We start from the raw sequence: 14,915 nt of genomic DNA on the forward strand, positions 1-14,915 counted from the left end.
CTCAGGCCGCAGGTCGGATACGCCATATTCCAAAGGGCAGATACCAGGGTTCGATACGCATCCACTGGGTCTTGCCGTGCCATAACCAGGTATGGCCTTTCATCAGGTCCTCACCATGGGTGGTGGCGTCATCATTCAGACCGAACTCCCACAGCGGCAGTTCAAAGTGTGCTTCCTGGGCGTTGAACGGATCCAGGCAGACGGCCACCAGGATGAAGTTCGACAGATCCGCGGTGCGTTTGCCGAAGTACAGGATGTTGTCATTCCAGACGTGGTACGCCTGAAAGCCCAGGTGAGTCTGCAGTGCCGGGTTATTGCGGCGGATGCGGTTGAGCCGGGCGATCTCACCGATGATGTTGCCCGGTGCGTGCCAATTGCGTGGCCGCAGCTGGTACTTCTCCGAATCCAGGTACTCCTCGCGCCCGGGCAGCGGCTCCGCCTCGCAGAGCTCGAACCCCGAATACATGCCCCACAACCCCGAGCCCATGGTCGCCAGGGCCGCGCGGATGAGAAAGCCGGCGCGCCCGGAGCGCTGCAGGAAGTACGGGTTGATATCCGGCGTGTTGACGAAGAAGTTCGGCCGATAGCAATCGCGCCAGGGCGGCTGGTTCAGTTCGGTGAAATAGCTTTCCAGCTCCTGCTTGGTATTGCGCCAGGTGAAGTAGGTGTAGCTCTGGCTGAAGCCGATCTTGCCGAGCCGCGCCATCATTGCCGGCCGGGTAAAGGCCTCGGCCAGGAAAATCACCCCCGGATGCCGCTGGCGAATGTCTGCAATCAGCCACTCCCAAAACGGCAGCGGCTTGGTATGTGGGTTGTCGACCCGAAACAGGGTCACCCCCTGCTCGACCCAGAACAGCACCACGTCACGCAACGCCAGCCACAGGTCTGGCATTGCGTCCTCGGCATAGAATTCGACATTGACGATATCTTCGTATTTTTTTGGCGGGTTCTCCGCATAGCGGATGCTGCCGTCTGGGCGCCAGTTGAACCAGCCGGGGTGCTCGCGCAGCCAGGGATGGTCCGGCGAGCACTGGATGGCAAAATCCAGGGCCACTTCCAGATCATGGGACCGAGCTGCGGTGACCAGGCGATGGAAATCCTCCAGGTCCCCCAGCAATGGATGCAGGGCATCGTGGCCGCCCTCCTCGCTACCGATGGCGTACGGACTGCCGGGGTCGTTCGGGCCGGCCTGCAGACTGTTGTTCGGCCCTTTCCGATGGGTCAGCCCGATGGGATGGATTGGCGGAAAATACAGCACATCGAACCCCATGCGGGCGATATCCGGCAACCGCTGAATGACGTCATCGAAGGTGCCATGGCGATTCACATGCTCGGTCTGCGAGCGTGGAAACAGCTCGTACCAACTGGCGAATTCCGCCAGTGGACGCTCAACATCCAGCGGATACTCGGCACTGCGTACCAACTGGGCGCGTTGGCCGGCCAACCGCATGATATGCCCGGTATGAGGGCTCAGCAGCAGGGTTACCTGGGCATCGGTGTCGCGGGCTTCAGCCAATTCCACCAATAGCTCCTGAAGCATATCGATGTGGGCCGGCTCGGCCTGTGCCAGGGTGTCCTGGAGCAGCCGCTCCCCCTCCTGCAACTCCAGCTCCACCGACACACCCGCCTGGTATTTCTTGCCAAGCTCATCGCAATAGGAAGCCCAGGCATCCACCCAGGCTTCTATCGCAAAATGCAGCTTGTCAGCCTGCCGTGGGGTCAGCTCAGCCTGCCACAGGTCATTACCTCGCGGCGCCAGCGGCAGCCGTTGCCATCCCGCCTGATCATCGGCCCGGCGCCAGATGACCTCAGCCGCCAGCTTGCCGTGTCCGTCGCATACCAGCACCGCAGACAATATCAAGGGCCGACCCTGTACGGCCTTGGCCGCGTAGCGACCCTGTTCCACGGTCGGTGTAATCGACTCGATAGCGATCCGCGGCAGGCTGACAGCCTGTTCGGCTGTCAGCAGCTCAGCCATTGAGGACCGTGCCCCCATTGATGTGCAACACCTGGCCGCTCATGTAGGAAGAGTCGGAACAGGCCAGGTAGACATAGGCCGGGGCCAATTCCGCTGGTTGCCCAGGCCGGCCCATAGGCGTGTTGCCGCCGAACTCCGATACCTGCTCCGCCGAGAAGGTCGAGGGAATCAGCGGCGTCCAGATGGGACCCGGGGCGACGCCATTGACGCGAATACCGCGACTGCTGAGGTTCATTGCCAGAGCACGGGTAAAGCTGACGATCGCGCCCTTGGTGGCGGAGTAGTCGATCAGCACCGGGTTGCCCTTGTAGGCAGTGATCGAGGTAGTGTTGATGATTGCTCCACCCTCGGGAATATGCGGCAGCGCGGCCTTGGTCAGCAGAAACATACCGAAGATGTTGGTGCGGAAGGTTTGCTGCCATTGGTCCGCGGTGATGTCTTCAAGCTTCTCCTGAGGGTGCTGTTCGCCAGCATTGTTGACCAGCACATCAATCCGCCCCCAATTGCCGGTCACCTCCTCGACGACCTTGCGACAGAAACCTTCGTCAGCCACATCGCCAGCCAGGGTGATAACTTCGCCGCCGGCCTTGCGGATTTCATCCTCGGTCTTGCGTGCATCCTCATGGGAGTCGAGATAGAGCAAGGCGACCTTGGCGCCCTCCCGTGCGTAATGCACCACGACCGCGCGGCCGATGCCGCTGTCAGCGCCGGTTACCACGGCCACCTTGCCCTGCAACTTGCCGCCTGACCGATAGTGCTCGGAAATGAATTCCGGTTGCGGATGCATCTGCTCCTCGGAACCGGGCTCCTCCTGATGCTGCGGAGGGGGTGTCTGTTTATCGTTCATGGCGGGTCTCCTCAGTGTCCGCTCACACCCAGCTCGCGGGCCAGCAGTGATCGGATGGTATTGAGATGGCGCTGTTCTTCAGTCAGAGCATGGGTGAAGCTGCTGCCGATATTGGCGTGCCCGCCATCATCAGCCAGCTTGATCAGCAACTCCCAGGCGGCGTTGTCGGTCAATTCGATGGTGAGCATGGCGTTCAATGCCTGAGCCAGATTGGTCCGCGGATCGGTGATCACCTTCAGCGCTCCCGAGCCGACCACCCCGGCGAGGTCGGCGCAGGGCGTCTGCGCCGTTGGATCGGCGCCGAGGGATTCCAGAGCATCGACCAGCAGGAACATGTGCGCCTCTTCATCATCGCGGATCTGCCTGAGCGTCGGGATCAGCTCCGCGCCGGTCTCGCAGGCACCCGCCTTGGCAATCAACGCCTCATACAGGCGTACCCCGGTGCGCTCGAAGGCCAGCCGTTCGCCCAATTTGTCGATCAGCAGTTCCGGATCGTTGCCCAGGATCTTGTCGAAGGTGCTTTTCAGCATGCCTTTGACCGACCCGGGAATGGGCACCGAACCGACGTCGCCCTCTTCGCGGTTCATCTGCTCGCGGGCATGGGCTAGCGCCGAGGCATCGCCCGGCACGTCGGCGGGCCGCTCACCGACGTATTCCACCATCTTGCGGGTGTCTTCGGGTGACATCTGGGCCCCGGTGAAGTTGTGTCCGAGTTTGGCTGCTTTATTCATTGTCAGGTCCTCACGGGGTTTTGCGGTTCAACTCAGTACCGGGCGCCCAGTCATAACCGGCGGAGACAATATCTGATGCGATCCCCTCGGAATTGATATGGCGACGGTATTCCAACGACAGCGGGCTTTCCTGCTCCTTGGGTACGTAGGCGCTACCGGAGGTGCGCAGATCGGTTTCTTCAGCCAGGACCTTGCGTACGAAGTCGCGCTGACTCTTGAACTGGATCATGCTCGGCAATGTACCGCCCAGCACTTCGGCCGGGTCGCGCCGATCAATCTGCTTGAAGATGTCGCAGGCCATATTCAGATGGCCCAACTCGTAATCGAGGAAGCGTTCCCACAACGCCTTGATCCGGGGGTTTTCTTCCTGTTCGGCGCAACTGGCGTAGGCATAGACCTCCATCGCCTCGTGCACCAGCCACTTTTCCATCAGGCTTTCCGCAGGATCCATGAGCGAGCCATATTGAGTCACGTGCTGCTCCTCCACCGAGGCGATTTCCGCGTAGAGCATGCGTGCAACCGGATCGGTGAAGGTCGGCCCGATGTTCATGTAGTAGTCGTGGGTCTGGTATTCGGCGCCGGTGATCAGTGCCGCATGGATCTTGGTGATCAAATCCGCGTCATTCTTGTCGTAATTTTCCCGCAGGTCGCTTTCCGGCGCCCGGTGGTGTTCGGAGGTTTTACGCCCCGGCACCAGGTCGGTATAACCCTGCAGGATGTTGTTGGCGTCCTTCCCTTCCAGCCGGTCGAGCATCGCCGCATAGCGATAGAGATGATCAAAATCCTCGAGCAGGCCAAAGCGATACGTCTGCGCCTGGTAGGGATCGGGTTCGTTCTGCGCCACCGCAGCGGTCACTTCTATCGCCACCTGTTCATAGGCGATCGTGGTTTCCAGCGGCGAATGGTCCGCAGAGAGCAGCCAGTTGACCGCAGTGCATTGATGCTGCTCGACTCGGCGGATCTGGGCCAAGGGCAGCTGCAGTCGTTTGTCGAAGCGCGCAAGCATGTGCTTGACCCGCAATGCATCCGCTTCCACGCCATTCATGAGGATGATCCGCACCCGGGTAAACGCATCATCGTCCAGCTTGCTCATTGGCCGGCTGGCCATTTCCTTCCAGGTAAATTGCTGCTTTTCCAGCGGGGTGCCTTGATTGTCCAGGATTCCGGAAAGACCGTGCATGATGCCTCCTGTCGCAAACGCTAGGGTTCGAGGGGAATGCAGAAAGAATCTTCGAGTAAATCGCCTGACAACCAACCAGGACGGCTTACCGCAAAACTCTCGTCCGGCGCTTCGTCACCAGATAGAAAACGGCGGCGGGAGATGGGTCTCCCCGCCGCCATCGAATCAGCTGCGCCGGCTCTTCTCGCCGCCCTTCTGGCCGGCTTCGGATGCGCGCTGCGGGTTATTCTTGAAGTTACCACCGCTGTTTTGTCCACCCTTCTTTCCGGCTTCCGATGCCCGCTTGGGATCTTCAGCGAAATTACCTTTACCACCACGATGTTCAGTCATTTCTGTTCTCCCGTTTCGTTTCGAAGTTAATAGCGGGTTCCACCAATGGAACTCACTATTAATAGGCCGGAGGAACTGGAACTCGTTCAGATCTTTTTTTATATCCAATAATCATCATTTCATTACCGAATATAACGTCACGAAAGACTAACGTTTCGCTTCCGTATCCGGGTTGGCCGAGCGTGCGAGAAAGGCTTGGGTGACTTCGGGAAGGTGTTGCAGCAGCCACTCAGCCATGGCGACTTCTTCCCGCAGATTCTGCTCGCATACTTGTTGGGTATCCATATCGCCAGCCGCTTTCGCCGCCGCACTGAGAATGGTGTAGGAGGCGATTTCCATATGCTCGAACACATAACCGCTCATGGCACCTTTCACCACTTCATCGCCCATCACCATGCCGGATACGCCCTGGGCCATTGCCATCAGCTTGCCGCCGATATCCTTGATCGTCGAAGGGCTGCTGCCGAGCCGTTTGATACAGGCTTCCAGTCGTTCCTGTTGGCCACGTGTCTCCTGGATATGCTGGTCGATCCTGGCCTTGAGCACGGGGTAATGTTCCAGCCGGGCCGATTGGGATGACAACATGGTTTCTGCCTGCAGCTCCATGGCATGAGCATCGCGCAGCCAGTCGAGCAGGTTTTCTCGCGGGTGTTGATTCGTAGTCATGGAGGTCTCCGTTACGCTTAAATATATGAAGTTGTTACGCACAGAAATAGACACTCACTTCCCAGCAAAGTTGGGCCTGTAATAATTGCTGGCACATTCAAACCACACCTGAAGCACAACAACATCGTAATGATAGCCAAGAGACACAGAGTGAAACATTACCCCGCTTATAACTTATAAATAACGACACGGGACGCGGCCTCCTTCTATCGGATTACCACTTCCTCAATTTGCAATCTCGATCGTCTCGTCTAAGTTGAATCAACCACCAACCACTCTGGAGGACACAATGCTTACCGATATGAGCGTATGGCGCGCTGCATTGCCGGATTGCAATATTTCCACGCAGGAAAGACCTGATGGCAGTGCTGTTCTGATAGTCAAGTCCGCGGATGGAAAGGAACTCAGACGTGTGCTGCCCAATGATCCAAAAGGTGCCCATCAGCTCCTGCGCCGGGTACAGTTGGATCTTATGCTCGCAAAGGGGCAGGCCCCTACCCGGGAAGTGATCGGCACTATCGATGTATCCAGTCTGCCGACCTATAACAATGGCCGCCTGCACAAGACTCGTGCAGCCAGCCTGTGGGAGCGGCGCCGCCTGGCGATGAAGGCTTCTGCCCACCGAGGCAATGGCTGACAAAGCCAGGCACAGCCCGAAAGCCCCCTGCTGATCAGGGGGCTTTCGCATTCAGCTGCTGCCAATGCTCCTGTTTGATACGTTGACGATTACGGTATCCCGCCCAGGGATCCTCGGTGAGCTGCGCCAGACGCTGATGCAGATTACCGATATGCCACTGCGCCGCACTGCGCAGCCCCTGCAATTCATCCCGTGCGATGGGCACCGATACCGGTAATCCGGGGCGCGCCCGTACAGAATAGGCGGCCACGGTACTGGCACCGAACTGGTTGCGCAGATAATCGATGAAGATCTTGCCGACCCGGTTGCGCGGTCCCATCTTCGCGGTGAACCGATCCGGTAGCTGCTGCGCCATAAAGGCTGAAATCGCCCGACTGAAGTTCTTCGCCGTTTCCCAATCGATATGCCGCGCCAGTGGAATGATGATGTGCATACCCTTGCCGCCGCTGGTTTTCAGCCAGCTTTCCAACCCCAGTTCGTCGAGCACCGCCAGTACCAGCTCCGTCGCCTCAAGCATGCTTTTCCAAGGCAGGTCGGGATCCGGGTCCAGATCCAGCGTGAGGCGATCGGGTCTGTCGATGTTACTGCTGCCGGCGCCCCAGGTATGGAATTCGATGGTGCCCATTTGTACCGCACCGACCAGCGCCCGGACGTTGTTCACTTCCATGTAGCTGCCGTGCTCGGGATCCAGCGCGGGGTCGAGATGCCGAATATTGGGAATGGCGAGCCGCTCGGCATGCTTCTGGAAGAATGTCTCGCCGTCCACGCCCTCGGGTGCACGCAACAGGGATACCGGCCGCCCAGCCAGATGGGGCACAGCCCAGTCCGAAATGCTCTCGTAAAACGCCGCCAGTTCGCCCTTGGTGGCGCCACTGCTCTGGTCGACCTGCCGCTGCGCGTTGCTGATCCTGACCCCGGCGACATTGCCGGAAACCTTTTTGCGCCCCATGATCTTTTCCACCTGCTCCGGCGCCAGAGGCTGCTCCCGAATGATCTCCTCGGCGGGCTTGTCGGTGCGCAGCGAGATGAAGACCGGCTGCCTGATCACACCGGCTCCCGTCCACTCGGCAAACTCCACCTCGCATACCAGTTGCGGCTTGACCCAGGTGGCGCTGCGGGAATCAGGCACGGTGCCGTTGACCGGCTGGCGCTCCTGTTGCAATTTCTTCAGTTGCTGATGAATGGTGCTGATCCGCGCCTGGTTGAAACCGGTGCCGACCCGGCCCGCATAGACCAGCTCGTTTTTATCTGCATCATGTACGCCAAGCAGCAAGGAACCGAATCCGCTGCGACTGCCCTTGGGCGCGGTAAAGCCAATGATCACGAATTCCTGGCGCTGTTTACACTTGAGTTTGATCCAGTCGGCGCTGCGCCGGGAAACGTAAGGGCTGCCGGCCCGCTTGCCGATAATGCCTTCCAGGGACATGGCGCAGGCGCTCTTGAAAATGGACCCATAGTCCGCATCGAAGATATCGGAGAAGCGCAGCAACTCTCCCGCATGCGCGGATAGTATCCGGTCCAGCGCGGCCCGCCGGGTCTCCAGTGGTTGTTGCCGCAGGTCGTCATCATTGAGGAAGGGTGCATCGAACAGGTAGAGGAGCATCTGCTGGCTGCGCTCGGTATCGAAAGCATTCTGCAGCGCCTGGAAATCCGGCATGCCATCTTCGTCCAGCACCACCAATTCGCCATCCAGCCAGCTGTTTTTCAGCCCCAGCATGCGCAGTTCTTTCACCTGTGCCGGCAACCGATGGCTCCAGTCATGCCCATTGCGGGTAAACACAGTGACGTTGCCCTTGGCATCAAACCGCACCATCAGGCGGTAACCGTCGAATTTGATCTCGTACAACCAATCACCTGCCGGCGGGCTGCTAGCCAGCGTTGCCAGTTGCGGTGCGAGCACCGCGGGGAAGCTCCCGGCCTTGGCGTTGGCCTTGCTCCTGGCTTTGGTCGGCTTCGCCTTGGGGGCTGGAGGAGTAACCTTGGGCTGGGCTTTGGCGGCCTTACTCTTACTTGATGACTCAGCGGCAACGGTACGGCCGGTCTTTTCATCGATGACCGCCCCGGACAGCACACTCTCGGGCCGCTCGCGTACAACGTCGTACTCATCGCTGGGCCGGGCAGCGTGGTCCTTCTCCTTGATCAGCAACCATTGCTCCTTGTCACCGCTGCCCGGCAGCCGAGTCCGTACCAGGGTCCAGTCGCCGGCCAGCTTTTCACCGATCAGCGTGAATTTGAGTTTGCCGTCCTTATAACTCTTGCGCGGGTCACCCTGGGGCTGCCATACGCCGTGATCCCAAACGATGACATCACCTCCACCGTATTGCCCCTTGGGAATGCTGCCCTCGAAATCGCCGTAGCTCAGCGGGTGGTCTTCCACATGTACCGCCAGCCGCTTGTCCTTCGGGTCCAGGCTCGGCCCCTTGGGCACCGCCCAGCTCACCAGCGTGCCATCGAGCTCAAGACGGAAATCGTAATGCAATCGGCGGGCAGCATGTTTCTGGATGACGAAGCTCAGGGAGCCCGCCGCTGCTCGCTTACCTCGCGTTGTCTGTCCTGGAGGCTCACGGGTTTTCTCGAAATCCCGTTTGCGGTTGTATTCGGTCAGGGGTCTGGGCATCGGCAGTGCTCCGTGGGCTGCTCAGAGGAGGTTCATCCGGATTTCTTCCGGCGAGGTGTACCTGCGCCCGAATCGCTGGCCTTGCGCGTGCCGCCCTTGCCGCCTTTGCTATCTTTGCTCCCCTTGGCGTTCTTGGCTCCGCCCAGGCTTCGTTTCAGCAGCTCGGTCAAGTCCACCACATCGGCAGTTTGGCGCTCCTCGTCCTGATCGACGGTTTCCACGGCCTGGATTTCACCGGCACTGGCCTTCTCCTCCACCAGAGCCATGATCTCGTCCTCGAAGGTGTTGCGGTACTCATCCGGTTCCCATTCGCCAGCCATGTCTTCCACCAGACGCTTGGCCATGTCCAGCTCCTTGGCGGTAGGCTTGGCTTTGGTGATGCTGCTTTTCAGCTCCAGATAGGCGATGTCGCGCACCTCTGAAGGCCAGCGCAGCATGATCAGCGCCAACGCCGAGTCCAGCGGCATCAGTGCCGCCAGGCTCTGTTTGGTGCGCACCACCACATGGGCCAGCGCAACTTTGCCGGTGCTGATCAGGGTTTCGCGCAGCAGGGCGTAGACCTTCTCGCCGCGCCGGTCAGGTGCCAGGAAATAGGGCTTGGAGATATGCAGCAGCGGAATCGCCGCGCTGTCGATAAAAGAGAAGATATCGATGGTTTGGGTGGCTTCCGGCAAAGCGGCCTGGATTTCCTCTTCGCTGATGACAACATAGTTGCCCTTCTCCAGCTCTACGCCCTTGACGATGTGCTCGCGGGCCACTTCCTTGCCGGTGACCTTGTTCACCCGCTTGTAGCCCACCGGGTCCATGGTCCGCTCGTCCAGCCAGTCAAAATCGACCCCACTGGAGCTGGTGGCGGACACCAGCGATACCGGAATGTGTACCAGACCGAAACTGATTGCGCCTTTCCAGATTGCCCGTGCCATAACCTTGCTCCCGGCCATTGTCTACGGATGACCCGGCGACGACGAGGAAAGTTCAGGCCATAGACGGCAGCCGCGACCGCCCGGCCGCCGGGCGGAAAAAACAATGAACCAACATCCCGCTTCCGCAGGTCTGTAGCTGTATGGATACCGCGATATCAGTGCCGACCTGAAACGGGGGAACAGACCAATGGGCCAGAAGCATCGGTTTCTCATCAGCTACATTCTCGACAGCCAGCCCATGAACATCGAGGTGGAAAGCACCGGCGAGCACATGACACCCGAGCAGGCCCGGGCGCATGTCGAGGCGCGCCACGACGACAGTTCCTCGGACCAGATAACCGATATTCGCATCTCTCCGATCCTGCATCCCGACTCGGAGCCCGGCCACAACTATCAACCCTGACCGCTACCCGCCTGGAGAACCCGCATGCGCGCACTCACCTACCATGCAGCCATGATGTCCGTGTCGATACCGTGCCGGACCCAACCATCCTGGAAGATGACGACATCATTCTCAAGGTGACCTCCACCGCCATCTGCGGCTCAGATCTGCACCTCTACCGGGGTTCGATACCGCAGGTCAAACATGGCGACATCTTCGGCCATGAGTTTCTCGGCGAGGTGGTGGAAGCCGGTCGTGCGGTCACGGCGGTAAGCAAGGGTGACAAGGTCATCGTACCCTTCGTCATCGCCTGTGGTGATTGTTTCTTCTGCAACCTGGACCTGCATGCCGCCTGCGAGACCACCAACCCTGATCGCGGTGCCATTCTCAACAAGAAGCAGATTCCACCGGGCGCAGCGCTGTTCGGGTACAGCCATCTGTATGGTGGCGTGCCGGGTGGACAGGCGGAATACGTGCGTGTGCCCAAAGCCAATGCGGGCACCTTCAAGTTCCCCAACGAGCTGGATGACGAGAAAGTGCTGTTTCTGACCGACATCCTGCCTACGGGTTACCAGGCGGCAGTCAATGCCGGTATCAAGCCCGGCAGCAGTCTGGCTATTTATGGCGCCGGCCCGGTGGGCCTGATGTCAGCTGCCTGCGCTCGCCTGCTGGGCGCCGAGCAGATCTTCATGGTTGACCATCACGCCTACCGCCTGGAGTTCGCTCGCCAGACCTATGGGGTCATACCGGTCAACTTCAATGAATACGATGACCCCGCGGCGGCCATTATCGAGAACACTGCCGGCCTGCGCGGCGTCGATGCGGTCATTGACGCGGTCGGGTTCGAGGCCAAGGGCAGCACCACCGAAACCGTGCTCAAGACCCTGAAGCTCGAAGGCAGCAGCGGCAAGGCCCTGCGCCAGAGTATCGCCGCGGTGCGCCGCGGCGGTACGGTCAGCGTTCCTGGCGTCTATGCCGGATTCATCCATGGCTTCCTGTTCGGCGATGCTTTCGAGAAAGGGCTGACCTTCAAGATGGGCCAGACCCATGTGCATGCGGTACTGCCAAAACTGCTCGACCATATCGTTCGGGGTGAGCTGCATCCGGACATCATCATCAGCCATCGCATGAGCCTGGAGCAGGCTGCCGAGGGCTACCGGATGTTCGACCGCAAGGAGCAGGAATGCCGCAAGGTCATCCTGCGTCCCTGATTTTCATCCAAAGAGGAGAATCGTCATGCCACAAGGCGATAAAGACAAATACACCGACAAGCAGAAGCGCAAGGCTGAACACATAGAAAAGAGCTACGAACGCAAGGGCGTCTCGGATAAGGAAGCCGAGTCGCGTGCCTGGGCTACCGTCAACAAGCAGTCCGGTGGCGGCAATCGCTCTGGCGGCTCCGGCCAGAAGAAGTCCTCCGGCAGCAAAGCCGCTGACCGCAGCGATTCGGCCAAACAGGCCGCGGCTACCCGCAAGGCCGGCTCGCGCTCCGCTTCGCTGCAGGATCAGACCAAGGACCAGCTGATGGCCAAAGCCCGCGCGCGGGATATCAAGGGACGCTCCAGCATGCGCAAGCAGGAGTTGGTCAATGCCCTGCGCAAAAGCAACTGATGAGGCGAATATGTACCGGATATTACGCGACCTGACCCGCCCGCCGGCGACCAAGAATGTCAGCAGTACCGAGAAGTGGATATCCATCGGCGGCGGGTTGCTACTGATCGGCAAGGGCCTGGCCCGACCGGGCCCAATGCGGCTGGTCAAGCTGGCTCTGGGCGCTGCGGCGGTCTACCGTGGCGCGCGGGGCTATAGCTCGACCAAGCAACACCTGCGCCGGGTACGTGCACAACGGGTGACGCCTACCGCCCCACGCACCTGAAGCGCGCCAGCCCATTGCACGACCATGCGGGGGACGACTATGGACCGCCTCTCTTCGCCAGGTAAGTCAGCTCTCGCGCTGCTGATCACCGAGGAGCTCGAATCGGACCACGAAGCCCATGTGCGCCGGCATCTCGCAGAGCAGCTCGCCGGTGTGCTGGGTCTACGCTTTGCCGGTGTACGGCACGGCAGGCAGCTGGATGAAACCGATATCTATGTCATTCCCGATGCCACGCTGGTGACCCCGCAGCCCGGCATCCGCTCCGATCAGGACTTGTACGGCGGCGTAGTGGCCCGGCCGTTCATGGCCAGCAAAGCCATCTCCCATCCCCTGATCAGCAGCGACGCCGCCGCACCTGACGGTTGGACCGAACGCTTCATGGAGCTGGCCGGGGATGTGGTGCTGCCCGGTTACAGTGCTTTCAATCTGGATGATGCATTGCGCGCTGGCGCGCAGCTATTGCAGCAGGGCCCAGTACGGGTCAAGGTCGTGCAGGCTCGTGCCGGTCGCGGCCAGCAGGTAATCCATGCAATGCCCGAGCTGGAAAAATGGCTGGCCCAGCAGGATGCCTCCCGCGTACGACAGGACGGCGTGGTGCTGGAGGTGAACCTGACCTCCGTCAGAACCTTCAGCGTTGGCCAGCTGCGTATCGGCGGCATGGTGATCAGCTACTTCGGTTGCCAGAACCTGACCGACGCCAATGATAGCACTGCGGTGTACGGCGGCTCGGACCTGTGGCTGGTGCGTGGCAACTATACCGCCCTGCTGCGAGAGATACCCGATCCCGTGGCGCGCCAGCTTATCCACCAGGCCCACCGCTATGAGCAGGCGGCCGAAGCGGCGTTCCCCGGTTTCATTGCGTCACGGCGCAATTGTGACGTTGCCGTTGGTCGCAACCCGAGCGGACAGCAACGCAGCGGCGTGCTGGAACAATCCTGGCGTATCGGCGGTGCCAGCAGTGCGGAGGTCTACGCCCTGTTGGCCTTCGTCGCCGAACCGGCGCTGCAGCGTCTGCAGGCTTCGAGCTGTGAGATCTACGGCGAGGCGCCAGTCATCCCGCCGGACGTCACCCTGTTGTATCAGGGTGATGCCTCGGCTACCGGCCCCATCACCATCGGAGTAAGGGTTACCCCATGGCAGCAACCAGTGATTACATCGAACTGGCAGTAGAAGGCGAACAGATCGCCGGTACTCTGCTCTCCCCCCAGAAACAGATGCCCGGTTTGCTTTTCGTGCACGGCTGGGGCGGCAGCCAGAGCCGCGACATGATGCGCGCACGGGGTGTCGCCGGCCTCGGCTGTGTCTGCCTGACGTTCGACTTGCGCGGCCACGAGAAGACCATGGCGCACCGGCAGAGGGTGACCCGCGGGCAGAACCTGGAAGATATTCTGGTGGCCTACGACCGTCTTGCCCAGCATCCGGCGACGGACCCTGAGCGTATCGCCGTGATTGGCACCAGTTACGGCGGTTATCTGGCAACCATCCTGACCACGCTACGGCCGGTGCGCTGGCTGGCCATGCGCGTGCCCGCGCTGTACTGGGACGAACAATGGAATCTGCCCAAGCAGCAACTGGATCGCGCAGAGTTGATGCGCTATCGCCAGAGCACTCTCGGTCCTCTGGATAATCGCGCACTGGGCGCCTGCGCCACCTTCGAAGGGGATGTGCTGATCGTCGAATCCGAACACGACGAGCATGTGCCCCACGAAACCATCATGAACTACCGCTCCTCCTGCCGCAGAGCGCACTCCATGACCCACCGCATCATTGATGGCGCCGATCATGGCCTGTCCTCTGAACGTTGTCAGCAGGCCTATACCAGCATCCTGACCAATTGGATCAGCGAGATGATCATCGGCGACCGGATCGGTCACCTGTCCTGAGCCCGCGCCATACTTAAGGTAGACGACGATTTAGGTTGAACCTTGCGGGCCGGAAATTCATCTATTCAGATACATACCCCAGTAGCAGAGGTGAATCATGCACAACGCACAACAACCGACGCATTTGAAATTACTGGCCTGCGCCGTCATGTCAGTGGCCCTGGGTTGTACCGCCGTTGCTGTCCATGCACAACAGGACGCACCAGCCGACATTGACCGATCCACGCAGACCTCGGGCCCAACCGGCACGCCTGCCACTACCGGTGACGGTGGCAGTGCCGATACCACCGGCGCCATTCGTGATAACGATGTGGATGGTGGCATGGCCGGCATGGATACCGATAACGACACCATTGATGCGAATGATTTTCTTGAAGAAGCCTCTGCCAAGGGCGTTGCGGAAATCGAAACCGCGCGCAAGGCGCTGGAACAGGGCCAATCGGAACAGGTCAAGGAATTTGCCAACATGATGATCAAGGATCATGCGGCAGCCAACGAGAAAATGGCCGAACTGGCTGCCTCGAAAGACCTGGAAATATCCGATGAAGCCACGCTGATGGACAAAGCCAAGGCGATGATTCTCGATGCGCGTGACGGCGAATCCTTCGATGCCGCCTATGCCAACAACCAGGTCGCGGCGCATGAGCAGACCATCGAACTGTTCGAACGGGCCGCCCGCTCGGATGATGCCGAGATCGCCAGTTTCGCCAAGGAAACCCTGCCGAAGCTCAAGGAACACCTGAAACAGGCCCAGGCACTGGTCGAGTCCACTCCGGATACCTGATATCGGACGCGCTTGATAATGGGGCCCGGCTTATGTCGGGCCTCTTGGTTTGTGGCTCTGAACCACCCCTCCCAAACTGAT

Annotated in this window: 15 protein-coding genes and 1 pseudogene; 8 read left to right on the top strand and 8 right to left on the bottom strand. The window is 60.1% G+C overall.

Going from position 1 to position 14,915, the window contains the following annotated elements; all coding sequences use genetic code 11:
- Position 1: 1 nt before the first annotated feature.
- From QAO71_RS11670 to QAO71_RS11695, 6 genes are all read right to left on the bottom strand, one after another.
- Entirely contained in the window at positions 2–1,978 is a 1,977-nt protein-coding gene (locus QAO71_RS11670; protein ID WP_280164495.1) for an alpha-1,4-glucan--maltose-1-phosphate maltosyltransferase, read from the bottom strand.
- Entirely contained in the window at positions 1,971–2,825 is an 855-nt protein-coding gene (locus QAO71_RS11675; RefSeq protein ID WP_280164496.1) for an SDR family oxidoreductase, read from the bottom strand. The genes QAO71_RS11670 and QAO71_RS11675 overlap by 8 nt, the downstream gene beginning before the upstream one ends.
- 11 nt (positions 2,826–2,836) lie before the next feature.
- A complete protein-coding gene (locus tag QAO71_RS11680; protein WP_280164497.1) occupies positions 2,837–3,556 on the bottom strand; it encodes a ferritin-like domain-containing protein in 720 nt (239 codons plus the stop codon).
- 10 nt (positions 3,557–3,566) lie between these two features.
- Positions 3,567–4,736 carry a hypothetical protein gene (locus tag QAO71_RS11685; RefSeq protein ID WP_280164498.1) on the bottom strand — a complete coding sequence of 390 codons (1,170 nt, stop codon included), beginning with the start codon at positions 4,734–4,736 and terminating at the stop codon, positions 3,567–3,569.
- A 165-nt stretch (positions 4,737–4,901) separates the two neighbouring features.
- Positions 4,902–5,066: a general stress protein gene (locus tag QAO71_RS11690; protein ID WP_036988660.1), complete on the bottom strand. Its 165-nt coding sequence runs from the start codon at positions 5,064–5,066 to the stop codon at positions 4,902–4,904.
- Between the two features lie 147 nt (positions 5,067–5,213).
- Positions 5,214–5,732 carry a ferritin-like domain-containing protein gene (locus tag QAO71_RS11695; protein WP_036988658.1) on the bottom strand — a complete coding sequence of 173 codons (519 nt, stop codon included), beginning with the start codon at positions 5,730–5,732 and terminating at the stop codon, positions 5,214–5,216.
- Between the two features lie 289 nt (positions 5,733–6,021).
- Between QAO71_RS11695 and QAO71_RS11700 the strand changes: the two genes are divergently transcribed.
- Positions 6,022–6,369, top strand: coding sequence for a DUF3509 domain-containing protein (locus tag QAO71_RS11700; RefSeq protein WP_074777967.1), 348 nt, complete (start codon positions 6,022–6,024; stop codon positions 6,367–6,369).
- 34 nt (positions 6,370–6,403) lie between these two features.
- Here QAO71_RS11700 and ligD read toward each other — a convergent pair whose 3' ends face one another.
- Positions 6,404–8,986 carry a DNA ligase D gene (ligD, locus tag QAO71_RS11705; RefSeq protein WP_280164499.1) on the bottom strand — a complete coding sequence of 861 codons (2,583 nt, stop codon included), beginning with the start codon at positions 8,984–8,986 and terminating at the stop codon, positions 6,404–6,406.
- A gap of 32 nt (positions 8,987–9,018) precedes the next feature.
- On the bottom strand, positions 9,019–9,909 hold the full coding sequence (locus QAO71_RS11710) for a Ku protein (protein ID WP_280164500.1): 891 nt from the start codon (positions 9,907–9,909) through the stop codon (positions 9,019–9,021).
- Positions 9,910–10,096: 187 nt separating this feature from the next.
- On the opposite strand from QAO71_RS11710, the gene QAO71_RS11715 reads away from it, so the two are divergent.
- From QAO71_RS11715 to QAO71_RS11745, 7 genes and pseudogenes are all read left to right on the top strand, one after another.
- Positions 10,097–10,312 (top strand): hypothetical protein, encoded by a 216-nt coding sequence (locus tag QAO71_RS11715; protein ID WP_036988651.1) that lies wholly within the window; start codon positions 10,097–10,099, stop codon positions 10,310–10,312.
- A gap of 24 nt (positions 10,313–10,336) precedes the next feature.
- Positions 10,337–11,502, top strand: a pseudogene (locus tag QAO71_RS11720) (zinc-dependent alcohol dehydrogenase).
- 25 nt (positions 11,503–11,527) lie between these two features.
- A complete protein-coding gene (locus QAO71_RS11725) occupies positions 11,528–11,902 on the top strand; it encodes a Rho termination factor N-terminal domain-containing protein (RefSeq protein ID WP_036988649.1) in 375 nt (124 codons plus the stop codon).
- Positions 11,903–11,912: 10 nt separating this feature from the next.
- The gene (locus QAO71_RS11730; protein ID WP_051610712.1) at positions 11,913–12,167 is read left to right on the top strand and encodes a DUF2892 domain-containing protein; all 255 of its coding nucleotides are present in this window, start codon (positions 11,913–11,915) and stop codon (positions 12,165–12,167) included.
- Between the two features lie 39 nt (positions 12,168–12,206).
- Positions 12,207–13,337, top strand: coding sequence for a DUF3182 family protein (locus QAO71_RS11735; RefSeq protein WP_280164501.1), 1,131 nt, complete (start codon positions 12,207–12,209; stop codon positions 13,335–13,337).
- A complete protein-coding gene (locus tag QAO71_RS11740; protein ID WP_280164502.1) occupies positions 13,301–14,050 on the top strand; it encodes an alpha/beta fold hydrolase in 750 nt (249 codons plus the stop codon). The genes QAO71_RS11735 and QAO71_RS11740 overlap by 37 nt, the downstream gene beginning before the upstream one ends.
- A gap of 322 nt (positions 14,051–14,372) precedes the next feature.
- The gene (locus QAO71_RS11745; RefSeq protein ID WP_051610908.1) at positions 14,373–14,834 is read left to right on the top strand and encodes a DUF4142 domain-containing protein; all 462 of its coding nucleotides are present in this window, start codon (positions 14,373–14,375) and stop codon (positions 14,832–14,834) included.
- Positions 14,835–14,915 lie beyond the last annotated feature (81 nt).

Origin of the sequence: Halopseudomonas sp. SMJS2, from assembly GCF_029866945.1 — a bacterium.
Taxonomy (GTDB): domain Bacteria; phylum Pseudomonadota; class Gammaproteobacteria; order Pseudomonadales; family Pseudomonadaceae; genus Halopseudomonas; species Halopseudomonas bauzanensis.